Raw genomic sequence first — 26,957 nt, forward strand, 5'->3', positions numbered from 1 at the left:
CATCTTGCCTTCGTGTGGGGAGGCAATGCGGGCATGGGAGTGAGAGCAGCTCAGGGCTCATGGGTGCGACCCCGGCGCACGCCCCTCGCCGGTGACCCCATGTGCCCGATAGGGAACGGTTCGTGTTGTGACACAGCTATGACCGTGCCGGGTGTCCTCCGGGCTTACTTGAGGGGGGTGGGCGGCGATTACTCTGTCTCCTCTGGCCCCTGCCCCACTCCACGGAACGCGAGATACATGACCGTCAACGACGATGTCCTGCTTGTCCACGGCGGAACCCCGCTGGAGGGCGAGATCCGTGTCCGCGGTGCGAAGAACCTCGTACCGAAGGCCATGGTCGCCGCCCTGCTGGGCAGTGAGCCGAGTCGGCTGCGCAACGTTCCGGACATCCGTGACGTGCGGGTCGTACGCGGGCTGCTGCAACTGCACGGGGTGACGGTCCGTCCGGGCGACGAGCCGGGCGAGCTGGTGCTCGACCCCACCTATGTCGAGAGCGCGAACGTCGCCGACATCGATGCCCACGCCGGTTCGAGCCGCATCCCGATCCTGTTCTGCGGACCGCTGCTGCACCGCCTCGGGCACGCGTTCATCCCCGGCCTCGGCGGCTGCGACATCGGCGGCCGGCCGATCGACTTCCACTTCGAGGTGCTGCGGCAGTTCGGCGCGAAGATCGAGAAGCGGGCGGACGGCCAGTACCTGGAGGCGCCGCGGCGGCTGCGCGGCACGAAGATCCGGCTGCCGTACCCGTCCGTCGGCGCGACCGAGCAGGTGCTGCTGACGGCGGTGCTCGCCGAGGGCGTCACCGAGCTGTCCAACGCGGCCGTCGAGCCGGAGATCGAGGACCTCATCTGCGTTCTGCAGAAGATGGGCGCGATCATCGCGATCGACACCGACCGCACGATCCGCATCACCGGTGTGGACAAGCTCGGCGGCTACAACCACCACGCCCTGTCGGACCGTCTGGAGGCCGCCTCCTGGGCGTCCGCCGCGCTGGCGACCGAGGGCAACATCTACGTCCGCGGGGCGCAGCAGCGCTCGATGATGACGTTCCTGAACACCTACCGGAAGGTGGGCGGCGCCTTCGAGATCGACGACGAGGGCATCCGCTTCTGGCACCCCGGCGGCCAGCTGAAGTCCATCGCGCTGGAGACGGACGTGCACCCCGGCTTCCAGACGGACTGGCAGCAGCCGCTGGTCGTCGCGCTCACGCAGGCCACGGGCCTGTCCATCGTCCACGAGACGGTCTACGAGTCGCGGCTGGGCTTCACCTCGGCGCTGAACCAGATGGGCGCCCACATCCAGCTCTACCGCGAGTGCCTCGGCGGCTCCGACTGCCGCTTCGGGCAGCGCAACTTCCTGCACTCCGCGGTCGTGTCCGGCCCCACCAAGCTCCAGGGCGCCGACCTGGTCATCCCCGACCTGCGGGGCGGGTTCTCGTACCTGATCGCGGCGCTGGCGGCCCAGGGCACGTCCCGGGTCCACGGCATCGACCTGATCAACCGCGGCTACGAGAACTTCATGGAGAAGCTGATCGAGCTCGGCGCGAAGGTGGAGCTGCCGGGCAAGGCGCTCGGCTGAGCGCGCTTGTGCCAACGCCGAAGGGCGGCCACCCCGGATCGGGTGGCCGCCCTTCGGCGTGTGGGAGGGCGCGCCCCTCAAGGGGCGCTGCCCTGGTGGCGCGGGGAAGCGCGCGACCGGTCCCGGCGGACCGGCGGACACCGGCGGCGCTCAGGCGTCCACGGCGTCCGTCCACGGCGTCGGTCCCCGGCGCTCGAAGCGGAGCGCTTACTTGCCCTTGGCCGCTTCCTTGAGCTTGCTGCCCGCGGAGACCTTCACGCTGTAGCCGGCCGGGATCTGGATCGGGTCGCCGGTCTGCGGGTTCCGCGCGGTGCGAGCGGCACGGTGGGTGCGCTCGAAGGTCAGGAAGCCGGGGATGGTGACCTTCTCGTCGCCCTTGGAGACGATGTCGCCGACGACCTCGGCGAACGCGGCCAGCACGGCGTCGGCGTCCTTGCGGGTCACCTCGGCGCGGTCGGCCAGCGCGGCCACCAGCTCACTGCGGTTCATGTTCTTACTCCCGTGTTCTTCTTGCCGTTGAGGCGTGCCACGCGGCGGAGCCGCATGTTGGGCACAGCGAAGCCGATGCTGCCAGGGTCCATCGGTGGTCCCCGGACCGGGTCCCGCCGTCGGACAACGCGCCCAGACACGCATCCTGCCTCTACCTGCGGCGGGAAAGCCAATCCGGCACCCGCAGGAGCCGTGAGAACACCCGTGGGTGTCACACGAAAAGCGCCCTGACCGGCCGCCAACCATAGATGGCCATCAGGTGTACGGGGTTCCACGACGCGCCGGTTCCAAGCCTGCCGTGGCGATCCTCACAGCCCCCGCACAACGACCGACCCCGCGAACAGACCGCCCGCGCCATCGCCACGGGACCGGGTCGGACGCGGCAGCTGCAGCCCGCCGCGCCCGGAGGGTCACCGCCGAAGACGCGCCGACGGCCACGGCAGCCGCGATCACACGGCCACCGCCGTTCCGCCGCCCCGCGCCCCCGCCCGGACCGGCGCCCCCGGACGCGGGCCCCGGTGTTCGGGTGCCCTCGTCGGGGCGGCCGGTAGGTCGGGGCGGTCGGCGTGGGTGGTCGCCGCGGAGCGGCCGATCCGGGCCGGGCCCGCCGCCGACGGGGCCGGACCGAGGCCGCGGGCGGCAGGGTCCGGCCGGGCTCAGGCGTTCGGTCGGCGTGGGTGGTCGCCGCGGAGCGGTCGATCCGGGCCAGGCCCGCCGCGGCGCCCCGACGGGGCCGGACCGGGCGGCGGGGTCAGGCGTTCGGGGATGCCGCCTTCGCGGCCTCGCGGACCGCGCCGGCCACCGCGCCGGCGACCTTGTCGTTGAAGACGCTCGGGATGATGTAGTTCGGGTTCAGCTCGTCCTCGGTCACGACGTCCGCCAGGGCCTTCGCGGCGGCGAGCATCATGTCGGTGTTGACCGTGCGGGACTGCGCGTCCAGCAGGCCGCGGAAGACACCCGGGAAGACCAGCACGTTGTTGATCTGGTTGGGGAAGTCGGAGCGGCCCGTGGCCACCACGGCGGCGGTCTGGCGGGCGACCGCCGGCTCCACCTCGGGGTCGGGGTTCGCGAGCGCGAAGACGATCGCGTCCTCGCTCATCGCGGCCACGTCGGCGCCGTCGAGGACGTTGGGCGCGGAGACGCCGATGAAGACGTCGGCGCCGCGCACGGCCTCCTTGAGGGTGCCGGTGAGGTTCTCCGGGTTGGTGTTGTCGGCGATCCAGCGCAGCGCGGAGCCGGCGGGGGCGCCCACGAGGTCCTCGCGGCCGGCGTGCACGACACCGTGGATGTCGGCGACGACCGCGTTCTTCACGCCCGCGGCGAGCAGCAGCTTGAGGATGGCCGTACCGGCCGCGCCGGCGCCGGACATGACGACCCGCACGTCCCCGATGCCCTTGCCGACCACGCGCAGCGCGTTGGTGAGGGCGGCCAGGACGACGATGGCGGTGCCGTGCTGGTCGTCGTGGAAGACGGGGATGTCGAGGGCCTCACGCAGCCGCGCCTCGATCTCGAAGCAGCGCGGCGCGGAGATGTCCTCCAGGTTGATGCCGGCGAAGCCGGGGGCGATGGCCTTGACGATCTCGACGATCGCGTCGGTGTCCTGGGTGTCCAGGCAGATCGGCCAGGCGTCGATGCCGGCGAAGCGCTTGAAGAGGGCCGCCTTGCCCTCCATGACGGGGAGGGCCGCCTTGGGGCCGATGTTGCCGAGGCCCAGCACGGCGGAGCCGTCCGTCACGACCGCAACGGAGTTGCGCTTGATGGTGAGGCGGCGGGCGTCCTCGGGGTTCTCGGCGATCGCCATGCAGACGCGGGCCACACCCGGCGTGTAGATCATGGACAGGTCGTCACGGTTGCGGATCGGGTGCTTCGACGCCATCTCGATCTTGCCGCCGAGGTGCATCAGGAACGTACGGTCGGAGACCTTGCCCAGCGTGACGCCCTCGATGCCGCGCAGCTGCTCGACGATCTCGTCGGCGTGGGCGGTGGAGGTGGCGGCGATGGTGACGTCGATACGGAGCTTCTCGTGCCCGGAGGCGGTGACGTCGAGGCCGGTGACCGAGCCTCCGTGGGACTCGACGGCCCCGGTGAGCTGGGAGACCGCGGTTCCGCTCGCGGGCACCTCCAGCCGGACCGTCATCGAGTAGGAGACGCTGGGCGCCGTTGCCATGGCCGACTTCCTCTTTCACCGTGTGACGCTGGTATGCCGTCCGATCGTCGCACCTACTGACGGGTAGGCGTTAGCGGCCCAGGACTTGCGAACGTTTTGTTCATGACGAAAGAGGCCCACGTCACACGGACGTGGGCCTCTCGTCAGGTCAATGACACCGACCCGCCATGCTCGCCTCGCGGCAAGTGGTCCCTCTGAGGGACGAAGGTTGGGCCCGGGGGCTTGGATCGAGCCGGTGTCACACCCAGGCTAACAAACAGATCCCGCGAGGCCATTCCCGTCCGCGGAGTTCACGGGAACGGGGCTCACGGAGTTCACGGGAACGGGGCTCACGCGTCAGTCCCTGAGCAGGTCCGGCACGCCCGCCGCGTCCGGGTCGTCGCGCTCGCCGGAGACGACCGTCAGCTGCTGGGTCGCCCGGGTCAGCGCCACGTACAGCACCCGCAGTCCCGCCGGGCTCTCGTCGGCGATCTCCGCGGGCGAGACGACGACCGTCGCGTCGTACTCCAGGCCCTTCGCCTCCAGGCTGCCGAGGGCGACGACCCGGTCGCCGAGCCCGTCGAGCCAGCGCCGGGCCTCCTCGCGCCGGTTCATCGCGACGACCACGCCGACCGTGCCGTCGACCCGCCCCAGCAGCCGCTCGGCCTCCGCCCGCGCAGTGGCGCCCAGGGCGTCCCGGGCGCCCGCGCCGCCGCGCCTGTCCGTCGCCACGAAGCGCGGTACGACGCCGGTGGAGCGCACCGCGGACGGCGACTCGGCGCCGGGCATGGCCAGGGCCAGCACCCGCGCGGCCAGCTCGGCGATCTCGGCCGGGTTGCGGTAGTTCACGGTGAGCTGGAAACGGCGGCGCGGGCGGGTGCCGAGGGCCTCGTCGCGGGCCTCGGCGGCCTCGTCGGGGTCGGACCAGGAGGACTGGGCCGGGTCGCCGACGACCGTCCACGTGGCGTGCCGGCCGCGGCGGCCCACCATCCGCCACTGCATCGGCGTGAGGTCCTGGGCCTCGTCGACGATGACGTGGGCGTACTCGACGCGCTCGGCGGCCAGTCGCTCGGCGCGCTCGCGCTGCGACTCCTCGCGCACCGGCATCAGCTCCTCCAGGCCGGTGAGCTGGTCGAGCGGGTCCAGCTCGCGCTTCCTGCGCGGGCGGGCCGGGGAGCCGAGGATCGCCTGGAGCTCGTCGAGCATCGCGATGTCGTGCACGGAGAGACCGTCGCGCCGGAGCGAGCGGGCGACGCGGCGGACCTCGCCGGGGTTGAGGATCCGGCGCGCCCAGCGGCCCAGCCGCCGTTCGTCGGCCATCGCGGCGAGCACGGCCCGGGGCGTCAGCTCGGGCCACCAGGCGTCGAGGAACGCGGTGAAGGAGTCCTCGCCGGTGATGTCCTCGTCGAAGGAGGAGCGCAGCTCGGCGGCGAGTTCGGGGTCGGTGTGCCGGGTGGCGGCGCCGGACTGCTCCCACAGGGCGTCCAGCAGCAGCTTGCGGGCGCGGGGACGCAGCAGGTTCACGGGCGCCGTACCGCCGAGGGCGGTGCGGCGGATACGTTCCAGCGCGTCCCGCTCCAGCTCCAGCCGCCGCCCGAAGGCGACGACGCGCAGCCGGGTGGGGGTCTCGGCGGGCACGCGCGCGGAGGCGTCGGAGTCCTCGTCGACGGCGGGCCGGCCGGAGGAGGCGGCGGCGCCGGCCCCGGGCCCGAGTTCCAGCGCGCCCCGGGCCGCCTTCCGCAGCACCTTCAGCATCCGGTACGACCCCTTGGCGCGGGCCACGGAGGGGGCGTCGTACAGCGTGGCCTCGGCGCCGTCGACGAGGGAGCCGATGGCGCGGATGGCGACCTGGCCCTCCTCGCCCAGGGACGGCAGCACGCCCTCGGTGTAGGCGACGAGCAGGGGGGTGGGCGAGACGATCAGGATGCCGCCCGCGTACCTCCGCCGGTCCTGGTAGAGGAGGTAGGCGGCGCGGTGCAGCGCGACGGCGGTCTTCCCGGTGCCGGGGCCGCCCTCGACGTAGGTGACGGAGGCGGCGGGGGCGCGGATGACCAGGTCCTGTTCGGCCTGGATGGAGGCGACGATGTCCCGCATGGTGTGGCTGCGGGCCTGGCCGAGCGCGGCCATGAGGGCGCCGTCGCCGACGACGGCCAGCTTCTCGCCGTCGAGGGACGCGGTCAGCTCGGGCCGCATCAGGTCGTCCTCGACGCCGAGGACGCGGCGCCCCTTGGAGCGGATGACCCGGCGGCGTACGACCCGGCCGGGATCCACGGGCGTGGAGCGGTAGAAGGGCGCGGCGGCCGGCGCCCGCCAGTCGATGACCAGCGGGGAGTAGTCCTGGTCCAGGACCCCGATGCGCCCGATGTGCAGGGTCTCGGCGATGTCGGCGGTGTTGTCGCCGCGCACGGCGCCCTCGGCCGGTTCCACGGCGGTGTAGGCGCCGTCGGGGCCCTTCTTGCCGTCCTTGCCGAGCAGGAGGTCGATCCGGCCGAAGAGGAAGTCCTCGAACTCGTTGTTGAGCCGGTTGAGGTGGATGCCCGCCCGGAAGACCTGGGCGTCGCGCTCGGCGAGGGCGCCGGGCGTGCCGACCTGGCCGCGCTGGGCGGCGTCGTTCATGAGGAACTCGGCCTCGTGGATCTTCTCCTCGAGGCGCCGGTAGACCCGGTCGAGGTGTTCCTGTTCGACGCTGATCTCCCGGTCCCGGACCGAGTCATGAGCCGGCTCGTGAGCCGACGCGTGAACCGGGCCGCGAACAGGGTCGAGCGCGGTTTCCTGTTGAGCCTGAGCGGCCACCGGGCCCCCTTCTGACGTGCTGGGCAGCCGTCAACCGTACGCGAAGGGGACCCGTGCGTGGAAGCTACGCGTCGATCTGGACCAGCTTCTTCCCGTCGAACGTCATGACCTCGTAGTGATCGATCTCGTTCGGCTGGAAGGACACGCCGCCCTCGACGTACAGCGGGCTCTTGGACTGCTCGGTCTTGGCGTTCGGGACGCCGTAGCCCCATTCGGGGACGGACCAGGAGGAGCTGGTCTCCCGCTCGCCGTTCTTGCCGACGGCGATGAGGGAGCACTTCTGCGGGCCCTTGACGTTCTTGAGCTCCAGGACCGTCTGGGTGCCCCACGCCTTCTGGGTGGTGCCGACGCTGCCCGTGACCTTGGTGGACGTGTCGGTCCCGGTCACCTTGTCCGCCGCGGGAACGCTCTCGAAGGCGGCCTTGGCGGAGGAGGCGAGCGTCTTCGGCCCGTCGGACGTGCCGCTGTCGCCGCCGGTCGCCGCCATGACCCCGATGGGTCCGCCGACGATCAGGGCGGCCGCCGCCGCGACCAGGTAGAAGGAGCGCCGGCGCTTCTGGGCGCGCCGCTCGGACACCTCGTCGACCAGCCGCTCCACCAGCCGTGGGCTGGGCTTGGCGGAGAGGGAGTCGCCGATCGCGGGAGTGCCGGAGCCCGGCAGGTCCGCGAGGGCGGCCAGCATGGGTTCCATCCCGGCGAGCTCGTCGAGCTGCTGGGCGCACCACTCGCAGCCGGCGAGATGTGCCTCGAAAGCGGTTGCCTCGGCGTCGTCGAGGATCCCGAGGGCGTAGGCGCCGACGGTCTCGTGTTCGCTCGGAGTCGGAGATCCGGGCCTGGGTCCCTGCATGCCGCCAGACATACCCGAACCGCCCGCTCCGAATCCCTGCATACCCCCGTAAATGCTCATCACGCCGTCACCCCCCGCTCCTCCAGAGCCAGCTTCATCGACCGCAGGGCGTAGAACACCCGAGAGCGGACGGTGCCGCTGGGAATGCCCAGCGTCTCGGCCGCCTCGTTGACGGTACGCCCCTTGAAATAGGTCTCGACGAGGACCTCCCGGTGGGCCGGGGTCAGGTCGTCGAGCGCGTCCGACAACGTCATCAGCCACAGCGCCTTGTCGATCTCGTCCTCCGCGGGGATGACCTCCAGCGGCGACGGGTCGACCTCCTGCGGCCGGGCCTGCCGGCTGCGGTGGCCGTCGATGACGATGCGGCGTGCGACCGTCACCAGCCAGGGGCGTACCGATCCGGTCGCTCGATTGAGCTGGCCGGCGTTCTTCCAGGCACGGATGAGCGTTTCCTGCACGACGTCCTCGGCGCGCTGCCGGTCACCGGCGACCAGTCGAAGGACATAAGCAAGGAGGGGTCCGGCGTGCTCGCGATAGAGCGCACGCATCAGCTCCTCATCTGGTTCCGAGGGCTGTGAGGACATGCGATGTCGGGCCCTCGATCCACGTTCATTGGCCACGGCCGCATCCTTGCGCACGCCCACCTCCGGTGTCCGGGGGTTCCCCCAGTCGGTCGCTCCACCATCCGTACGCAGGGAGCCGGTCGCGTGTTCAAAGTGAGTCGACAGTTTTCTTCGAAGTGACGTCACGAGGGGGGACATGAGACCACATACCCCCACCGAATCCTTTACATTTTCGCCACATCAGCGCGATCGCGCCGGATGCCCAGGCCATCGACTCCGGAAACGGGGTGTTATCGAAATCACTTCGCCAAAGCACCGGAAGCAACGGTTCCGGTGCGGGCCGTGCGGCGTCGGTGGCGGGCCACACGCTCACGGTTCCCGCACACCTCGCTGGAACACCAGCGCCTGCGCCGTCCCCTTGATGTATCGACGTACACAATGGGGCAGTTGTCGCCTTCGCACTGCCTGAGACCGGCTCGGGCGGCGGGATCGGTGAGCAGCGTGATCGCGTCCCGCGCGACGACGGCGAGCAGCGCGGGGCAGTCCGGCGGCGCGGCCAACTCGCGCGTCAGACGACCGTCTTGATCCCGTACGGCGCGAGGGGCGGGCGGCGCCGCGCGGGCCAGCTCGTTCACGCGGGCGAGGGCGAGGTCGTACGACGGGACGCCGGTGGGGCGTTCGTACGGCGGACGGTCGGCGGCGGGGCGTTCGTACGACGGACCGTCGGCGGTGAGGAAAGGTCGCACCAACTGCCCCACCTGCCCCCTGAGTTCCCTGAACCCCACGAGCCACGCGCTGTCGGCGCGGTCGAGGGCGGTCGCCTCGGGGACGAGTCCGGAGCCGGTGATCCAGGCGCACAACCGGGGCGTGGAGTCGAGCCGTTCGACGGGATGGGCGGTGGCCAGCAGGTCCAGACAGATCCGCCCCGTGTCGAACCGCGGCTCGTACGGTCCCGTGACCACACCCAGTGCCATGTGCCTGTCACCGCCCCAGGAGGAACAGCCGGTGGGAACACTTCCCTCTCACAGTGCCCGCCCGCCGCCGCGCCCGGAACCCCTCGTACCCGCGCGCGTGGACGACGGCGTATGCGCGTGCGCGTCCGGGCGATGGCCGGGGCAGGGGCGGAAACGGTTGCCTGGACACATGACGACGACAACGACTCCCACGACAACGGCAGGGCTCCGCAGGCCGACGGCCGGAGCGGCGCTCCTGACCGCGGCGACCGTGACGACCGGCCTCGCCGCCGGCACCTTCTACATCTTCGCGTGCGCGGTGATGCCGGCCCTCGCCCGCAGCGACGACCGTACGTATGTGAGGGTCATGCGGGACATCAACGAGGTGATCCAGAACCCGGTGTTCTTCCTGAGCTTCTTCGGGGCGCTGGTGCTGACGGGCGTGTCGGCGTGGCAGCTGAGGGCGACGCGATGCCGGGCGTGGGTGTGGGCGGGGCTGACGGCCTACGTCCTGGCCTTCGCGGTGACGGTGCTCTTCAACATCCCCCTCAACAACCAGCTGGCCGGGGCGGGCGATCCGTCGGCCCTGCGGGAGCGGTTCGAGGACGCGTGGGTGGGATGGAACGTGGTGCGGGCGGTGCTGTCGACGGTGGCGGTGGGCTGCCTGGCACGGGGACTGGTGATGTTCGGGCGGGAGTCGCGGTGACGTGCCCGCGTGCGGTTGCCGCTCCCGGTGATCTCCGCCCGGCGCTCACGTGTCCGCGTACTTCGCGTCCGCCGCTGGGTCCAGGGCCAGGCGGTAGCCGCGTTTGACCACCGTCTGGATCAGCTTCGGGGTGCCCAGGGCCGTGCGGAGGCGGGCCATCGCCGTTTCGACGGCGTGTTCGTCGCGGCCCGCGCCCGGCAGCGCGCGCAGAAGGTCCGCGCGGGGGACCACCCAGCCCGGGCGGCGGGACAGGGCGCGCAGGAGGGACATGCCCGCTGGCGGTATGGGCTTGAGGTCGCCGTCGACCAGGACCGCGTGGCCGCGGATCTCCACCCGGTACCCGGCGATCGGCAGCGACCGGGCGCGACCGGGCAGTTCCTGGCACAGGAGCTGGACGAGGGGGCCCAGGCGGAAGCGGTCCGGCTGGACCGTGTCCACGCCCCTCGCCTGGAGCGGCAGGGCCGTGACCGGGCCGACGCAGGCCGGAAGGACGTCGTGGTGGAGGGCGGCGAGGAACTCCGGCAACAGGCCGCGCTCCTCCGCGCGGGAGAGCAGCGAGGCCGCCGCCGGTGCGCTGGTGAAGGTCACCGCGTCCAGGCCGCGGGAGACGGCCGCGTCCAGGAGGCGGTCCAGCGGCGCTAGGTCCTCCGGCGGCATCCAGCGGTACACCGGCACGCCCACCACCTCCGCCCCGCCCTCCCGCAGCGCCTCCACGAAGCCGGGCACCGGCTCCCCGTGCAGCTGAACGGCGATACGGCGGCCCTCGACGCCCTCCTCAAGGAGCCGGTCGAGGACCTCGGCCATGGACTCGCTCGACGGTGACCACTCCTCCGTCAGCCCGGCGGCCCGGATGGCGCCCTTCACCTTGGGTCCACGCGCGAGCAGTTCCACGCCCCGCAGCCGCGCCAGGAGTTCCTCGCCCAGCCCCCAGCCGTCCGCGGCCTCGATCCAGCCCCGGAACCCGATGGCGGTGGTCGCCACCACCACGTCCGGCACCTGGTCGATGAGGTCCTTGGTCGCCGCGAGCAGCTCCCCGTCGTCGGCGAGCGGCACGATCCGCAGGGCGGGCGCGTGCAGGACGGCGGCACCGCGTCGCTGGAGCAGCGCCCCCAGTTCGTCGGCTCGGCGCGCGGCCGTCACGCCCACGGTGAAGCCCGCCAGGGGCCCGTGGTCCGGTCGCTGCTGTTCCTCGTACATGGCTGTCGTCCCGCATTCGAGTCGTTGCACCTACATGCCGACCGAGCCTGTCAACGGCGCGTGACAGGCTCGGTTCCCCTTCATGTCGACGGTGTTACGTCACACCTCGGCATAGCTGAGCTGCTGCTTCGTCTCTGTGGCAGAAGTGATCTCCGCCGCGCCGACCGGGCGGCGAAGGTATACGGCCCAGGTAACCACGAAGCACACCCCGTAGAAGGCGAGGAAGGCGACGAAAGCGCCGGTTCCGGTGCCGTAGGAGAGGAAGGACTGCCGGAAGGCCAGGTTGATGCCGACGCCGCCGAGCGCGCCAACCGCGCCGATCAGCCCCATGGAGGCGCCGGACAGGCGTCGGCCGTAGGCGGCCGCCTGCTCGCCCTGGAGCCCCTTGGCGAGGGCCTTCGCCTGGAAGATGCCGGGGATCATCTTGTACGTCGACCCGTTGCCGAGGCCGGTCAGGATGAACAGCACCACGAAGACGGCGACGAAGAGCGGCAGCGACTTCCGCATGCTGGCGAAGATCAGGACGCCGGTGGCGGCGGCCATGCCGACGTAGGTGTAGAGGGTGATCTTCGCGCCGCCGTAGCGGTCGGCGAGCCAGCCGCCGAGGGGGCGGATCAGGGAGCCGAGCAGCGGGCCGATGAAGGTGACGTACGCGGCCTGGAGGGGGGTACGGCCGAACTGGTTGGTCAGCACCTGCCCGAAGGCGAAGGAGTAGCCGATGAACGACCCGAACGTGCCGACGTAGAGGAAGGACATGATCCAGGTGTGGGCGTCCTTCGCGGCGTCCTTGGCGGCGCCGGTGTCGTTCTTCACGGACGTCAGGTTGTCCATGTACAGCGCGGCGAGGACGGCGGCGATCACGATCAGCGGGATGTAGATCCCGAGCAGCACGCGGGGTCCGCCATTGGCGCCGATGACGGCGAGGGCGACCAGCTGGAAGACCGGGACGCCGATGTTGCCGCCGCCCGCGTTCAGACCGAGCGCCCAGCCCTTCTTGCGGAGCGGGAAGAAGGCGTTGATGTTGGTCATCGAGGACGCGAAGTTGCCGCCGCCGATGCCCGCCAGCAGGCCGACCAGCAGGAAGGTGTCGAAGGAGGTCCCCGGCTCCATCACCGTGTACGCGGCGATGGTGGGGATGAGCAGCAGCGCGGCGGAGATGATGGTCCAGTTCCGGCCGCCGAAGAGCGCGATGGCGAAGGTGTACGGCACCCGTACGGTCGCGCCGACCAGGGTCACCACCGACGTGAGCAGGAACTTGTCGGCCGGTGTGAGGCCGTACTCCGGGCCCATGAACAGCACCAGCACGGACCACATCGTCCAGATCGAGAAGCCGATGTGCTCGGAGAGGACCGAGAAGGCGAGGTTGCGGCGGGCGATCTTCTCGCCGGTCTGCTGCCAGAAGGTCTCGTTCTCCGGATCCCAGTGCTCGATCCAGCGGCCTCCCTTGTGCGAGGAAGGCGGGGCGGGCGCGGTACTCGGGGCTGTCATGACGCCTCCACGGTGCTCCGGGACTCGGGTGTGACTAGGAGTGGCTGAGTCCTGACGGTAGGGAGAGCGCGTTTCGCCGCTGTGCCTGTGAGTGACCGGAAGGGAACGTTGCTCTCACCTCCGGCGGGGGCGTGATGAGAGGTCCGGCCCTCGCCCGGAGGGTGGCCGCCGTCCTACGCCCCGTCCGCCAGCGTCGTCGTCGACCCCTGTGCCGGTGACGGCGATCTGTTCGGAGGCGGGACGGCGGGGCTGCTCACCGGCGGCGAGACGGGAGGAGGTTCCACCGAGGGACCGCCTGGGGCCGACGGCGACGGGCCGCCGCTCGGCCCGGCACCGGTCGGCGCGACGGACCCGCTCGGCGACGGCCCCGGTACGGCGGCGGAGGCGCTCGGCGAGGCCATGGAACCGGCGGAGGCGCTGGGCGCCGTACTCCTCCTGGACCGGGCCCGGTCGCTTCCCGTGACCCGGGCCCCCGTCCCGCCCGGCAGTACCGCGTCCGCCGGCTGCGGGTCCGCCGACGAGAAGGGCGGTGTGCTGCTGTCGACGTGACCGGCGTGCCGCCCGTCGTCCTGCCCCGGCCCGGGCAGCCAGGGAACGCCGGCGTTGCCGGAGAGCAGCGTGCCGACGACGACGGCGGCGTAGGCCCCGCAGCCGAGGCCGACGGTGATGCCGATCCGGCGGAAGGTACGGCTACGGCGGCCGGACTCGCCGACGACGACGGGCACGCCGGACCCCTCAACGGCGCGCGGCGCGGCACGCGGCGAGTCCCGCTGAACGGTCACCCCATCGGGGTCACGCACCCGGCCACGACCGAGGGGACGGGCCGGATCACCGACGCCCCACCGGGGCGGATCACCCCCACCCGACAGCGCCCCGCCCCTCGCACCGATCGCCTCCCAGGGATCCCGCACCCCACCCCCGTCATCCTCCGAGCACCGCTCGAATTCAGACACCCGCCCACCCCGCTGAACCGGCACCTCGCTCGTCGGTGCCGCAGGCTCGGGCCACTCGGGTTCGGCCGCTCCGGGCCACTCGGGCCGGGTTTCGTCTCGCCCGTCTCGCCAGTTCGTCATGTGCGCACTTCCCCCCAACAGGACAGTTCAGGGTGCGCATACGACCTTGAGCACACATCGGCCGAACCGGTCCCCCACCCGGTCCCGCACGCCCCTTTCAGCCCACCGTGCTCAGGTCGACGAATCTAGCGCAGACATGTCCCCCGTGTACGGGATGTGTCATTTATGGTGAGAGGTCATGCTCATGTCGATGGCCGGAATCCACCCCTCCACGGGCACCCGCAGCCACGATCCTTCCTCCGCGACCTCGGCCGCCGCCCGCCGCAGCGCGTCCAGTGCCGGATGGACCAGCCCCTTTCGCCACACCAGCGACACCGGCGACAGCGGGACGGGATCGACGAGCGGCCGGGACACGGTTCCGGGCATGGCCGGAAAGCCCACCACGGCGAGCACCGGAGTCCGGCTCTTCGCGATGATCCGCCGGAACTCCTCGTCCCCGACGGCGAGCGGGGCGGGCGGCGCGATCTCGATGCCCCGCCCCTCGAACAGCCGCCGCGCGAGGTCCGTCCACTCCGGGGTGCGGGGATTGCCGGCGCCGGCGTAGACCCGCTCCCCCGCCAGTTCGGCGAGCGGGACCTCGGTGAGGGCGGCCAGCGGGTGGTCCTCGGGCAGCACGACCGCCATCGGCTCGTAGCGCACCGGCTGGTGCTCCAGCCCCGCCCGCAGCGCCGGTTCCAGACCGGCGTACCGTCCGAACGACGCGTCCAGCCGCCCCGCGAGCATCTCGGCGGCCGCCCAGGTCAGCCCGCTCTCGTAGCGGGCCATCAGCTCCTGGTCGGGGGCGATGCGCCGGGCCCGTTCCAGCACCCGGCGTCCGGTGACCAGGCCGGGCGAGTTGACGTCCACGAGCAGCGGGCGGGCCTCGCGGAAGGCGGCGAGGAGTTCCTCCTGGGCCGCCAGCACCCGGCGCGCGTGCGGCACCAGCCGCTCCCCGTCGGGCGTCAGCGTCACCTGCCGCGTGGTCCGTACGAACAGTTCGGCGCCCAACTCCCGCTCCAGCCGCCGCACATCACGGCTGAGCGCCTGCTGGGCGACGTAAAGGCGTGCGGCGGCGCGGCTGAAGTGCAGGTCCTCGGCGACGGCGAGGAAGGCGCGCAGCAGCCGGAGGTCGAGGTGGGCGGGCATCCGGCGAATTTACAACAGGGGTGCGTCAATCGATCCCGGGAAGGTGTTGGACGCCTTGATCGTCCCGGCCCGACTGTTGATCCATGCCGCCCTCGGAGATACCGCCCCCGGACCGTACGCCCCTGCTGACCACCACCGCCGACACACTCGTCGCGATCGATCTCACGCCCCGCGTCAAGGAGACCGCACACCACCGCGGTTCGCGACGCGCCGAAGCCGCCCGCACGCCCTACCACCGCCTCTTCGCCCTGCCCGGCGCCCGCGCCTTCACCGGTGCCAATCTCCTCGCGCGTCTGCCGATGGGCATGTTCGGCATCAGCGCGATCCTGATGATCGTCGGGGCCGGCGGCTCGTACGCGCTGGCGGGCGCCCTCTCCGCCACCGGTCTCGCGGCGACCGCGCTGGCCGGGCCGTATGTCGCCCGCCTGGTCGACCGACACGGGCAGGCGCGGGTCGCCGTACCGGCGACGCTCGTCGCGGCCCTCGGCAGCGTCGCCCTCCTCCTGTGCGTCCGCTGCGGCGCCCCGGTGTGGACCTGGTTCCTCGCGTACGCCGCGACCGCGACGATCCCCAACATCGGCGGTCTGTCCCGGGCGCGTTGGGCGCATCTGCTGAGGGACGACCCCGAGGCGCTGCACACGGCGAACTCCTTCGAGCAGGCGGCCGACGAGCTGTGCTTCATGCTGGGTCCGGTCCTGGCGGCCTTCCTGTGCGGGACCGTCGCCCCCGAGGCGGGCGCCGTGACCGCCGTGTCCTTGCTGGTCGCCGGCATGCTGCTGTTCGCCGCCCAGCGCGGGACCGAGCCGCCGCCGCGCCCGGCCGGCCGGGACCGGGGGCCGTCGCCGCTGCGGGTGCGCGGGATCCCGCCGCTGCTGGCCGGGTTCGTCGCCACCGGTGCCGTGTTCGGGTCGATGGAGGTGGTGACCGTCGCGTACGCGGACGCGCTCGGGCACCGCACGGCGGCGGGCGCGGTCCTCACCCTCCAGGCGGTCGGCTCCTGCGCGGCCGGGTTGCTCTACGGGGCGCTGCGGCCGGCCGGTCCGGCCGAGCGGCGGCTGCGGTGGTGTCTGCTGGCGATGGCCGCGCTGATGTGGCTGCCGCTGCTGTCCACCCGCGCCCCCGGCGGCCTCCTGGCGCTCGCGGCGGCGCTGCTGGTGGCGGGCATGGCGACCGCGCCGACGATGGTGACCTCGATGACGGTCGTCCAGCACCGCACCCCCGAGGGCCGGCTGAACGAGGGCATGAGCCTGATGGTCACCGGACTGCTCGCGGGCATCGGCTGCGGCTCGGCGACCGGCGGTTTCGTGGTCGAACACGCCTCCCCGGTGGCCGGGTTCGCCGTACCGGCGGCAGCGGCCGGCACCGCGCTGCTGATCGGGCTCGCCCGTCGAATCGCTTGACCCAATTCCTGCCGGACCCATTGACGGGCTCCCAGCCCCTACATACCTTCCTCCGTCGAAGCGCTTCGACGTCTTTCATCGAATCGATTCGACGGCCGCCTCCCCGTTGCCGTCGTCTCGCTTCCGATGAACGACGCCCTGCCCCGAAGGGCCCCCTGGGCCCGAGACCCATCCGACTCCCCAGGAGGCACTGGATGTTGACGGCACGAAGGCGTGTGATGGCACGAAGGCGTGGGGCGGCGGGCGCGGTGATCCTGGCCGGGTCGCTGCTCCTGACCTCCTGCGGGGGCTCGGACGACGGCGGTTCGTCCGGCTCCAAGACCCTGCGGCTGTGGCACTACGAGGCTCCGAACAGCGCGATGGGCGCGGCCTGGACGGAGGCGATCAAGGAGTTCGAGGCCACGCACCCGGGTGTGAAGGTGGAGTTCGAGTCGAAGGGCTTCGAACAGATCCAGAAGACCGCCCCGATGGTCCTCAACTCCTCCGACGCGCCCGACGTCATGGAGTACCTCAAGGGCAACGCGTCCGCCGGCCTGCTGTCCAAGCAGGGGCTGCTCACCGACCTCACCCAGGAGGCCACGACCCGCGGCTGGGACAAGAAGCTCAGCGCGAGCGTCCGCACCACCAGCGTGTACGACACCAACGGGGTCATGGGCTCCGGCAAGTGGTACGGCGTGCCCAACTACGCCGAGTACACGATGGTGTACTACAACAAGGACCTCTTCAAGAAGTACGGGATCGCCGAGCCGAAGACGTTCGACGAACTGACCGCCGCGATGGACAAGTTCGTCCAGAACAAGGTCACCCCGCTGGCCGACGCCGGCGCCGAGTACCCGGCCCAGCAGTACCTCTACCAGCTCGCCCTGTCGAAGGCCGACCGCGCCTGGGTCGACTCGTACCAGCTCTACAAGGGCAAGACCGACTTCCACGACCCCGCCTGGACCTACGCCGCCGAGACCTTCGCCGACTGGGTGAAGAAGGGCTACATCGCCAAGACCTCCAGCAGCACCAAGGCCGAGGACGCGGGCGTCTCCTTCATCCAGGGCAAGTCGCCGATCTTCTTCTCCGGCAGCTGGTGGTACGGCCGGTTCGTCGACGAGGTGAAGTTCGACTGGGGCACCTTCCTGTGGCCCGGCACGAACCTCAGCCCCGGCTCCGGCGGCAACATCTGGGTCGTCCCCAAGGGCGCCAAGAACAAGGAGCTCGCCTACGACTTCATCGACATCACCATGTCGAAGAAGATCCAGAACCTGCTCGGCAACAAGGGCGGTGTCCCGGTCGCGGCCGACGCGAGCGCCATCACCGAACCGAAGTCGAAGGAGCTCATCGACAACTTCAACACCCTCTCCCAGCGCGACGGCCTGGCCTTCTACCCGGACTGGCCGGTGCCCGGCTACTACGACGTCCTGGTCTCCCAGACCCAGAAGCTGATCACGGACAGCGAGAAGCCGGACGGCTATCTGGACGCCCTCCAGGACGCCTACGACAAGGGCGCGCCGAAGCGATGACGGTCACCGTCGCACGGGACGCGCGGGGGGCCCGCAAGGCCGGTCACCCGGCCGGGCCCCCGCGCCGCCCCCGCTCCTCCTACGCCCTGTTCCTGCTGCCCGGCACCCTCGCCTTCCTGGCGGTCGTGGTGGTGCCGTTCGCGATGAACACCTATGTCGGCTTCACCGACTGGCAGGGCGTGGGCAGCCCCCACTGGACCGGACTCGCCAACTACCGCGAGCTGATGGACGACTCCGAGTTCTGGGCGTCGTTCCGGCACAGCCTGTTCATGGTCGTGGCGATGGCGGTGATCCCGACCGCGCTCGGACTCGTCCTGGCCGCCGCCCTCTTCGACTTCGTCGGCAAGCACTTCGGCAGCAGGGTCGCGGCCGTGCTGCGGGCCTGCTTCTACCTCCCGCAGGTGCTGCCGATCGCGGTCGCCGGCATCGTCTGGAGCTGGATCCTCGCCCCCGACAACGGCTCCCTGAACGAACTCCTGAAGGCGATCGGCCTGGAGTCCTGGCAGCAGGACTGGCTGGGCGACCCCGACCTCGCGCTGTACAGCGTGATGGGCGTGATGGTGTGGGTGCAGATCGGCTTCCCGCTGGTCGTCTTCATGGCGGGCCTGCAGCGGGTGGACCCGCAGCTGTACGAGGCGGCCGAGCTGGACGGGGCGGGCTGGTGGCGCCGCTTCTGGCACATCACGCTGCCGCAGATCCGCCCGGAGATCTACGTCGTCCTGACGTGGTGCTCGATCGCCGCGCTGAAGGTGTTCGGCGCGGTGTACGTGCTGACGAAGGGCGGCCCGGGCGGCGCGACGGACGTGCCGTCGTACTTCTCCTTCACCACCTTCTTCGAGAAGACCCAGGTCGGCTACGGCGCGGCGATCTCCACCGTGCTGACCGTGATCATCCTCGCCCTCGCCCTGGTCGGGCTGAAGCTCCAGACCCGGGCGGAGGACGCGGAGGAAGGGGCCCGCGCATGACGACAGCCCTGCGCCGCTACCCGGTCCTGATCGCTCTGTGCATCGGCGCCCTGTTCATGATCGTCCCGTTTCTGATCGTCGCGATCAACGCCGTCAAGTCCCCGGCGGAGTACTCCCAGAACGGCCCGCTGAGCCTGCCCGACGGCCTCTACCTGGACGGCCTGAAGGACTTCTGGGAGCGCGTCGACTACAGCCAGAAGCTGATCAACTCCACCCTGATCAGCGGCTCGGTGGCGCTCCTCGCGGTGGTCCTGTCCGTGCTGAACGCGTACGCGATCGGCATCGGCCGGATCAAGGGCCGCACCTGGGTGCTGGCCTTCTTCGTGCTGGCCAACATGCTGCCGCAGGAGGCGCTGGTCTACCCGGTGTACTACCTGAGCAAGCAGGCCGGCCTCTACGACACCCGGCTCAGCGTGATCATCGTGTTCACGGTGATCCAGTCGGCCTTCGGCACGTATCTGCTCTCCTCCGTGCTGAGCCAGTTCCCCCGGGAGATCATCGAGGCGGCCCGGATCGACGGCGCGAACAAGTGGCAGATCCTGTGGCGGATCGTCGTCCCCGTCAGCCGCCCCACGCTCGGCGTCCTGCTGGTCTTCTTCTTCATCTGGACGTGGAACGAGTTCCTGCTCCCGCTGGTCATGCTGATCTCCAACGACAACCAGACGGTGTCGGTGGCCCTCGGCGTCCTCCAGGGCCAGCGGCTGATGGACGCCACGATGACCAACGCGGCCGCGCTGCTCGGTGTCCTGCCCGCGCTTGTGTTCTTCCTCGTCTTCCAGCGCACGCTCACCCGCGGCATCGCGGTGGGCGCCGTCAAGTAAGGACCCCCCACGTGAAGTTCACCGATGGTTACTGGCTGCTGCGCGAGGGCGTCACCGCGGCCCACCCGGCCGAGGTCCTCGACGTCACGGCCACGGAGGGCGGCGCGCTGGAGATCCACGCGCCGACCCAGCCGATCCGCCACCGCGGCGACCTGCTGAAGGGACCGGTCGTGACGATCAGCGCGCACGCCCCGATGCCCGACGTCATCGGCGTCACCTTCACCCACTTCGACGGCGACCGGCCGCGCGTCCCCGCGTTCGAGGTGCGGACCGAGGAGTTCACCCCGCAGATCTCCTACGACGACGACACCGCGACCCTCACCTCCGGCGCGCTGTCGGTCCGGGTGGCCCGCACCGGGCCCTGGCGCGTCGACTTCCTGGCGGGGGGACGGACGCTCACCAGCAGCGGCCCCAAGAGCATGGGCATCATGCGGGACGCCACCGGCGCCCACTACTTGCGCGAACAGCTCGGGCTCACGGTGGGCACCTCGGTCTACGGCCTCGGCGAACGCTTCGGCCCGCTGGTCAAGAACGGCCAGGTGGTGGACATCTGGAACGCCGACGGCGGCACCGCGACCGAACAGGCCTACAAGAACGTGCCGTTCTATCTGACCGACGCGGGCTACGGCGTCTTCGTCGACCACCCCGGCAAGGTCAGCTTCGAGGTCGGCTCGGAGACCGTCTCCCGGGTCCAGTTCAGCGCCGAGACACAGCGGTTGACGTACTACGTGATCCACGGCCCCACCCCCAAGGACATCCTGCGCAAGTACACCGCCCTCACCGGCCGCCCGGCCCTGCCGCCCGCCTGGTCGTTCGGGCTGTGGCTGTCGACGTCGTTCACCACCTCGTACGACGAGGAGACGGTGACCTCCTTCATCGAGGGCATGCGCGAGCGGGAACTGCCGCTGTCCGTCTTCCACTTCGACTGCTTCTGGATGCGGGAGTTCAACTGGTGCGACTTCGCGTGGGACCCCCGTGTCTTCCCCGACCCGGAGGGCATGCTGGCCCGGCTGAAGGCGAAGGGCCTGCGGGTCAGCGTGTGGATCAACCCGTACATCGCGCAGCGCTCCCCGCTGTTCGCCGAGGGCAAGGCGCTCGGGCATCTGCTGAGGCGACCCGACGGATCGGTGTGGCAGTGGGACCTGTGGCAGCCCGGCATGGCCCTGGTCGACTTCACCAGCGCCGCCGCCCGTGACTGGTACGCGACGAAGCTGGAGGCGCTGCTCGCGCAGGGCGTCGACTGCTTCAAGACCGACTTCGGCGAGCGCGTGCCGACCGATGTCGCCTGGTCCGACGGCTCCGACCCGGAGCGCATGCACAACTACTACACCTACCTGTACAACCGCACCGTCTTCGAGGTGCTGCGCAAGCACCGGGGCGAGGGCGACGCGGTCGTCTTCGCCCGGTCGGCGACGGCGGGCAGCCAGCAGTTCCCGGTGCACTGGGGCGGCGACTGCGAGGCCACCTACGAGTCCATGGCGGAGTCGCTGCGCGGCGGGCTGTCGCTCGGGCTGTCCGGCTTCGGGTACTGGAGCCACGACATCGGCGGCTTCGAGGGCACCCCGACACCGGCGCTGTTCAAACGCTGGCTGGCCTTCGGGCTGCTCTCCTCGCACAGCAGGCTGCACGGCAGCTCCTCCTATCGGGTGCCGTGGCTGTTCGACGAGGAGTCGGTGGACGTGCTGCGCCACTTCACCCGGCTGAAGCTGCGTCTCATGCCCTACCTGTACGAGGCCGCGCGCGTCGCCCACGAGGAGGGCGTGCCGGTGATGCGGGCCATGGTCCTGGAGTTCCCGGACGACCCCGGCTGCGCGCACCTCGAACGCCAGTACCTGCTCGGCTCCGATCTGCTGGTCGCCCCCGTCTTCAGCGACGAGGGCGAGGTCACGTACTACGTCCCGGAGGGCACCTGGACCCACTTCGTGACCGGGCGGACCGTCACCGGGCCGCGCTGGGTGCGCGAGAGGCACGACTTCCTCAGCGTGCCGCTCCTGGTCCGGCCCGGCGCGGTGATCCCGGTGGGCGCGATCGCCGACCGGCCCGACTACCCGCACGCCGACGGGGTCACCCTGCGCGCCTACGGCCTGCGGCCCGGCGCCCGGGTCACGGTGCGGGTCGGCGACGGCACCTTCACCGTCGTACGCGAAGGGAACACGCTGCGGGCGTCCGCGAGCGATCCCTCCGTCCCCTGGGCGCTGGCGGCCGGAGACCGGGTGGCGCGGGCGGAGGCGGGCACGGGCTTCCTCAGTCTGGAGGTCTGATGGTCAAGATCACCGATGTGGCGCGGCACGCCGGGGTCTCGCCCAGCACGGTGTCGTACGCGCTCAGCGGCAAGCGCCCCATCTCCCAGGAGACCCGGCGGCGCGTCGAGGCGGCCATCCGGGAACTGGGCTACCGCCCGCACGCCGGCGCGCGAGCCCTGGCGAGCAGCCGCTCCAACGTGCTGGCGCTGGTCGTCCCGCTGCGGGCCGGCATCCACGTCCCCGTCGTCATGCAGTTCGTGGTGTCCGTGGTGACGGCGGCCAGGCGGTACGACCACGACGTACTGCTGCTCACGCAGGAGGAGGGCGAGGAGGGGCTGCGCCGGGTCGCGGACACGGCACTCGTGGACGCGCTGATCCTCATGGACGTCCAGCTGCGCGACCCCCGGCTGACGTTGCTGCGCTCGCTGGAGCGGCCGAGCGTGATGATCGGCTTCCCGCAGGACCCCGCCGGACTGACCTGCATCGACCTCGACTTCAAGGCGGCGGGCGAGGTGTGCGTGGAGCATCTGGCGCAACTCGGGCATCGCGTCGTGGCGTTGGTGGGCTCGCCGCCCGAGGTGTACGTGCGCGGGACGGCGTTCGCGCAGCGGGTCGTCCAGGGCTTCACGGCGGCCGCCGACCGGTCCGGGCTGGCCTCGGCGGTCCATCCCTGCGAGGCGTCCCCGGCGGCCGCCCGCCAGGTGGCGGAACGGCTGCTGCGGGACCAGCCGGCGCTGACCGGCGTGGTCGTCCACAACGAGCCCCTCCTGGAACCCCTGATCGACGCCTTCGAGCAGCTCGGCCTCGGCGTGCCCGGCGATCTGTCGGTCACCGCGATCTGCCCCGACGAACTCGCGGAAGGCGTACGGGTGCCGGTCACCTCGGTCGCGCTGCCGTCGGCGGAGGTCGGCGAGCGGGCCGTGGAGCTGCTGATGACGAAGCTGGGCGGCGAGCCCGTGCCGGAGGCGACGCTGCTGCCGCCCCGGCTGACCCGGAGGGAGAGCACCGCACCACGACCCGCGTGACCCCGACCCGCGTGACCCCGATGCGAGAAGGAGCCGTGAGACATGAGAGGCACCAGAGGTACGACTGGCACGAGTGCGCGAGGCGCGAGTACGGGAGGCGTGAGGCGACGTCGCAGAACCACGTTCGCCGTGGCGCTGGCCCTGCTCGCCGGTCTGTGCGCGACCGTACCCGCGCACGCGGACGCGGCGGACCCGGCGTACCCCTTCCGCGATCCGTCGCTCTCCGTGGACGCCCGGGTCGACGACCTGCTCGGCCGGCTGACGCTCGACGAGAAGATCTCCCTGCTGCACCAGTACCAGCCGGCCATCCCCCGCCTGGGCATCGCCGGCTTCCGCACCGGCACCGAGGCCCTGCACGGCGTGGCCTGGCTCGGCAAGACGACGGTGTTCCCCCAGGCCATCGGGCTCGCCTCGGCGTGGGATCCGGCCCTGATGCGGAAGGTCGGCTCGGCGGTCGGCGACGAGGCGCGCGGCTTCCAGCAGGAACGCCCGGACGGCTGGGGCCTGAACCTGTGGGCGCCCGTGGTGAACCCGCTGCGCGACCCGCGCTGGGGCCGCAACGAGGAGGGCTACAGCGAGGACGCCCTGCTCACGGGCGCCCTGTCGACGGCGTACGGGCAGGGCCTGACGGGCGGCGACCCGGACCATCTGAAGACGGCGCCGACCCTGAAGCACTACCTGGCCAACAACAACGAGTGGCACCGCACCACCACCTCCTCCGACCTGCGCCCGCGCGTGGCGAAGGAGTACGACGAGGCGGCCTTCCGGCCGGCGATCGCGGCGGACGCGGCGACGGGCGTGATGTCCTCGTACAACCTGGTCAACGGCCGCCCGAACACGGTGAATCCGGATCTGGACGAGGTCGTGCGGTCCTGGTCCTCGCGCGACCTGATGAACGTCACCGACGCCTTCGCCCCGGGCAACGTCCCCGGCGAGCAGAAGTACTACCCCACCCTCGCCGAGGGCGACGCGGCCGCGCTGAAGGCGGGCGTCGACAGCTTCACCGACAACAACGCGGACGGCACCCCGACCGCGACGGCCGTCAAGTCGGCGCTGGCGCAGGGCCTGTTGAAGGAGTCGGACGTCGACACGGCCGCCTCCCACATCCTCTCCGTGCGGGTCCGCCTCGGCGAGTTCGACCCGGGCGGCGGCCGCTACGGCGCGATCGACAAGTCGGTGATCAACAGCCCCGAACACCGCGCGCTCGCCCGCGAGGCGGCGACGGAGGGGGCGGTGCTGCTGAAGAACTCCGGCGGTGCGCTGCCGCTGAGCAAGTCCGCCAAGGACGTCGCCGTGGTGGGCCCCCTCGCCGACACCCTCTCCACCGACTGGTACTCCGGCACCCTGCCGTACGGCGTCACCCCGGCCGGGGGCATCGCCGCCAAGCTCGGCACCCCGGTCGCGACGAGCGAGGGCGTGGACCGCGTCGCCCTGAAGGACACGGCGACGGGCCGGTACGTCACGGCGGGCACGGGCGAGGCGGGCGCGCTCCTGAAGGAGAGCACGGCCTCCGACGCCACGACCCACTTCGACGTCTTCGACTGGGGCTCGGGCGTGGTGACCCTGCGCTCGGCGGCCAACGGCCGCTACGTCGGCTACAACTGGTCGGGCTTCGTCAACGACCAGGCGCAGCCCGGCGGCTGGTACGTCCAGCAGCAGTTCAAGCTGGAGCAGCAGGACGACGGCACCGTGCTGCTGCGCTACGCCGGGTACGAGACCGAGGAGTCCTGGTGGTCCAACCCGGTCTACCTGGGCGTGACCGGCGCCGACGGCACGCTGGGCCTGGTCGCCAAGGACAAGGCCGCCCACTACACCAAGGACGTGGTGCGCAGCGGCACGGCCGAGGCGGTGAAGGCGGTCCAGGGCAGAAGCGCGGCGGTGGTCGTGATCGGCTCCCACCCCTCGATCAACGGCCGTGAGGGCCACGACCGCACCGACATGTCCCTGCCGCCCTCCCAGGAGGCCCTGGTGAAGGCGGTCCGCGCGGCCAACCCGCACACGGTCGTCGTGGTCGAGAACAGCTACCCCACCACGCTCGGCGACCTCCAGCAGAACACCCCCGCCCTGCTGTGGACCTCCCACGCCGGGCAGGAGACGGGCAACGCCCTCGCCGACCTCCTCTTCGGCGACGCCGACCCGTCCGGGCGGCTCACCCAGACCTGGTACCGCTCGCCGTCGGACCTGCCGTCGATCCTGGACTACGACATCATCAAGTCGGACCGCACCTACCAGTACTTCCGGGGCAGCCCGCTCTACCCCTTCGGCCACGGCCTGTCGTACACCACGTTCCGCTACGACGCCCTGCGGAAGGTGGCGGGCGGCTACCAGGTGAAGGTGACGAACACCGGCGACCGGGCCGGCGACGAGGTCGTCCAGCTCTACGTCCACCAGCGCACCTCGCGCGACAAGCAGCCCCTGCGGCAGCTGAAGTCCTTCACCCGGGTGTCCCTGAAGCCGGGCGAGTCGAAGACGGTCCAGCTGAGGCTGACCCCGTCCGACCTGGCCCACTGGGACGTGACGCGCTCGCGGTGGGTGACGGAGACGGCGACGTACGACGTGCTGGTCGGCGCCTCCTCGGCGGACGTCCGCTCCCGTACGACCTGGCAGGTCAAGGGCGAGACGATCCCGCCGCGGAACCTCGCCGCGCAGACCCGCGCCGAGAACTTCGACGACTACGCGTCCACCCGGCTGGTCGACGAGTCGAAGGAGCGCGGAACGGCGGTGGAGGCCACGGCGGACGGCGCCTGGCTGAAGTTCGCCGACGCCCGACTGGGCTCCGGGCCACGGGAGTTCGAGGCGCGGATCGCCGGGACCGCGGCCGGCACGGTGGAGGTCCGGCTGGGCTCGCCGACCGGGCGACTGCTCGGCACGGCTCGCTTCGCCGGGACCTCCTCGGCGTACGACTACGCGACGGTGACGGCCGGGCTCACGCAAGGGGCGAAGGGCCGCGGCGACGTGTACCTGGTCCTCGGCGGCGGCCTGCGGCTGGCGTCGTTCAGCCTGCGCTGAGCCCCCAGGCCAGCCCGAGCCGGTAGGCGGCGCACAGATTCACGTCCAGGACGTAGGCCCCGGCGGTGCCGCACTGTTCGCCGCCGCTGCCGGGGTCGACGGGCTGGCCGTGCCCCATGCCGGTGACGCTGTACGTCTCGACGACGGCGTTCCCGGCGGGGTCCCGGAAGACCTGGTGCGGATAGCCGGCGACCGTGTCGCTCACATCGGCGCTCTGATCGGCCCCGTGGACATCGGTCCACTGCTTCATCAGGTCGGTCATGTTCACCGGCTTCACGGTGTAGTCGGCGGTGCCCTGGAAGACGGTGAGCGTCGGCCAGGGCCCGCCGTACCCGGGCCGCGCCGCGCGCACCCGGTCGCCCCACTGCTTCGCCGTCTGGGTGGCCCCGACGTACATGCACACATACGGCGACCCTGCGGCCTGCGCGCATCCGTACGGCAGGCCGGCGACGACACCGCCCGCGGCGAACTTCTCCGGGTACGCCGCCATCATCACCGCGGTGAGGCCGCCGCCCGCGGAGAGACCGGTGACGTAGACGCGGGAGGCGTCCGCGCCGAGGTCGGCGAGCTGCCGGTCGACCATCTGCGCGACGGACGCGGCCTCGCCCTGGCCGCGCTGGATGTCACCGGACTGGAACCAGTCGAAGCAGTTCGACAGGTTGTTGCCGCTCTTCTGCTCCGGCAGCACGACGGAGAACCCCCACCGGTCGGCGAGCTGGGTCCAGCCGCTGCCGGTGCCGTATCCGGCGGCGTTCTGCGTGCATCCGTGCAGCGCGACGACGACCGGCCGCCCGGCGGGCAGACCGTCGGGGACATAGCGGAACATGCGCAGGTCACCAGGGTTGGAACCGAAGCCGGTGACTTCCTGGAGGGAGGCGGCGGAGGCGGGCGCCGGCGTGAGGAGGACGGCGAGCAGGGCCGTCAGGACGGCGAGCAGGGTCGCGGCTCTGGTGTGCGGCATGGGTGTCATGGGGTGGGACCGTAGAAGCGTCAAGCATCCGCCGATATGTGGCCGGGCCCCACAACGC

At 71.4% G+C, this 26,957-nt stretch carries 20 protein-coding genes; 9 read left to right on the forward strand and 11 right to left on the reverse strand.

Annotated elements, in window-relative coordinates; translation table 11 throughout:
• Positions 1 to 237: 237 nt before the first annotated feature.
• Complete coding sequence (murA, locus tag ACZ5NW_RS33540) at positions 238 to 1,578, forward strand: UDP-N-acetylglucosamine 1-carboxyvinyltransferase (RefSeq protein WP_468747779.1); 1,341 nt, start codon at positions 238 to 240, stop codon at positions 1,576 to 1,578.
• Positions 1,579 to 1,785: 207 nt separating this feature from the next.
• Here the strand turns inward: murA and ACZ5NW_RS33545 are convergent, their stop codons facing one another.
• From ACZ5NW_RS33545 to ACZ5NW_RS33570, 6 genes are all read right to left on the reverse strand, one after another.
• Positions 1,786 to 2,067: an HU family DNA-binding protein gene (locus ACZ5NW_RS33545; RefSeq protein ID WP_004000874.1), complete on the reverse strand. Its 282-nt coding sequence runs from the start codon at positions 2,065 to 2,067 to the stop codon at positions 1,786 to 1,788.
• A gap of 751 nt (positions 2,068 to 2,818) precedes the next feature.
• Positions 2,819 to 4,234 carry an NAD-dependent malic enzyme gene (locus ACZ5NW_RS33550; protein WP_468747780.1) on the reverse strand — a complete coding sequence of 472 codons (1,416 nt, stop codon included), beginning with the start codon at positions 4,232 to 4,234 and terminating at the stop codon, positions 2,819 to 2,821.
• 336 nt (positions 4,235 to 4,570) lie between these two features.
• Entirely contained in the window at positions 4,571 to 7,006 is a 2,436-nt protein-coding gene (locus tag ACZ5NW_RS33555; protein WP_468747781.1) for a HelD family protein, read from the reverse strand.
• A gap of 64 nt (positions 7,007 to 7,070) precedes the next feature.
• Positions 7,071 to 7,853: an anti-sigma factor family protein gene (locus ACZ5NW_RS33560; RefSeq protein WP_468747782.1), complete on the reverse strand. Its 783-nt coding sequence runs from the start codon at positions 7,851 to 7,853 to the stop codon at positions 7,071 to 7,073.
• Between the two features lie 59 nt (positions 7,854 to 7,912).
• Positions 7,913 to 8,497: a sigma-70 family RNA polymerase sigma factor gene (locus ACZ5NW_RS33565; protein WP_030167252.1), complete on the reverse strand. Its 585-nt coding sequence runs from the start codon at positions 8,495 to 8,497 to the stop codon at positions 7,913 to 7,915.
• Between the two features lie 218 nt (positions 8,498 to 8,715).
• Positions 8,716 to 9,390 (reverse strand): CGNR zinc finger domain-containing protein, encoded by a 675-nt coding sequence (locus ACZ5NW_RS33570; RefSeq protein ID WP_468747783.1) that lies wholly within the window; start codon positions 9,388 to 9,390, stop codon positions 8,716 to 8,718.
• A 169-nt stretch (positions 9,391 to 9,559) separates the two neighbouring features.
• Here ACZ5NW_RS33570 and ACZ5NW_RS33575 point away from each other — a divergent pair, with 169 nt between their 5' ends.
• Entirely contained in the window at positions 9,560 to 10,075 is a 516-nt protein-coding gene (locus ACZ5NW_RS33575; protein WP_468747784.1) for an anthrone oxygenase family protein, read from the forward strand.
• A gap of 45 nt (positions 10,076 to 10,120) precedes the next feature.
• On the opposite strand, the gene ACZ5NW_RS33580 is transcribed toward ACZ5NW_RS33575, so the two are convergent.
• The 4 genes from ACZ5NW_RS33580 to ACZ5NW_RS33595 all read right to left on the reverse strand — a co-directional run bounded on the left by ACZ5NW_RS33580 (position 10,121) and on the right by ACZ5NW_RS33595 (position 14,958).
• Entirely contained in the window at positions 10,121 to 11,272 is a 1,152-nt protein-coding gene (locus ACZ5NW_RS33580) for a uroporphyrinogen-III synthase (protein WP_468747785.1), read from the reverse strand.
• Between the two features lie 99 nt (positions 11,273 to 11,371).
• Positions 11,372 to 12,760, reverse strand: a complete 1,389-nt coding sequence (locus ACZ5NW_RS33585) for a nitrate/nitrite transporter (RefSeq protein WP_468747786.1) — start codon at positions 12,758 to 12,760, stop codon at positions 11,372 to 11,374.
• Positions 12,761 to 12,933: 173 nt separating this feature from the next.
• Positions 12,934 to 13,485: a hypothetical protein gene (locus ACZ5NW_RS33590; RefSeq protein ID WP_468747787.1), complete on the reverse strand. Its 552-nt coding sequence runs from the start codon at positions 13,483 to 13,485 to the stop codon at positions 12,934 to 12,936.
• 507 nt (positions 13,486 to 13,992) lie between these two features.
• A complete protein-coding gene (locus tag ACZ5NW_RS33595; RefSeq protein ID WP_468747788.1) occupies positions 13,993 to 14,958 on the reverse strand; it encodes a LysR family transcriptional regulator in 966 nt (321 codons plus the stop codon).
• An 83-nt stretch (positions 14,959 to 15,041) separates the two neighbouring features.
• Here ACZ5NW_RS33595 and ACZ5NW_RS33600 point away from each other — a divergent pair, with 83 nt between their 5' ends.
• From ACZ5NW_RS33600 to ACZ5NW_RS33630, 7 genes are all read left to right on the forward strand, one after another.
• Complete coding sequence (locus ACZ5NW_RS33600; RefSeq protein ID WP_468747789.1) at positions 15,042 to 16,358, forward strand: MFS transporter; 1,317 nt, start codon at positions 15,042 to 15,044, stop codon at positions 16,356 to 16,358.
• Between the two features lie 218 nt (positions 16,359 to 16,576).
• The gene (locus ACZ5NW_RS33605) at positions 16,577 to 17,866 is read left to right on the forward strand and encodes an ABC transporter substrate-binding protein (protein ID WP_468747790.1); all 1,290 of its coding nucleotides are present in this window, start codon (positions 16,577 to 16,579) and stop codon (positions 17,864 to 17,866) included.
• Entirely contained in the window at positions 17,863 to 18,831 is a 969-nt protein-coding gene (locus ACZ5NW_RS33610; RefSeq protein WP_468747791.1) for a carbohydrate ABC transporter permease, read from the forward strand. Before ACZ5NW_RS33605 ends, ACZ5NW_RS33610 begins: the two co-directional genes overlap by 4 nt.
• Positions 18,828 to 19,652, forward strand: coding sequence for a carbohydrate ABC transporter permease (locus tag ACZ5NW_RS33615; protein WP_468747792.1), 825 nt, complete (start codon positions 18,828 to 18,830; stop codon positions 19,650 to 19,652). Before ACZ5NW_RS33610 ends, ACZ5NW_RS33615 begins: the two co-directional genes overlap by 4 nt.
• Positions 19,653 to 19,663: 11 nt before the next feature.
• Positions 19,664 to 21,913, forward strand: a complete 2,250-nt coding sequence (gene yicI, locus ACZ5NW_RS33620; RefSeq protein ID WP_468747793.1) for an alpha-xylosidase — start codon at positions 19,664 to 19,666, stop codon at positions 21,911 to 21,913.
• Positions 21,913 to 22,920 (forward strand): LacI family DNA-binding transcriptional regulator, encoded by a 1,008-nt coding sequence (locus tag ACZ5NW_RS33625; protein ID WP_468747794.1) that lies wholly within the window; start codon positions 21,913 to 21,915, stop codon positions 22,918 to 22,920. The genes yicI and ACZ5NW_RS33625 overlap by 1 nt, the downstream gene beginning before the upstream one ends.
• Before the next feature lie 99 nt (positions 22,921 to 23,019).
• Positions 23,020 to 25,929: a glycoside hydrolase family 3 protein gene (locus ACZ5NW_RS33630; protein ID WP_468747795.1), complete on the forward strand. Its 2,910-nt coding sequence runs from the start codon at positions 23,020 to 23,022 to the stop codon at positions 25,927 to 25,929.
• Here the strand turns inward: ACZ5NW_RS33630 and ACZ5NW_RS33635 are convergent.
• Positions 25,916 to 26,890: an extracellular catalytic domain type 1 short-chain-length polyhydroxyalkanoate depolymerase gene (locus tag ACZ5NW_RS33635; RefSeq protein ID WP_468747796.1), complete on the reverse strand. Its 975-nt coding sequence runs from the start codon at positions 26,888 to 26,890 to the stop codon at positions 25,916 to 25,918. The two genes, ACZ5NW_RS33630 and ACZ5NW_RS33635, sit on opposite strands and share 14 nt — an antisense overlap.
• Positions 26,891 to 26,957: the final 67 nt, after the last annotated feature.

Source organism: Streptomyces sp. NPDC032126, assembly GCF_055580085.1.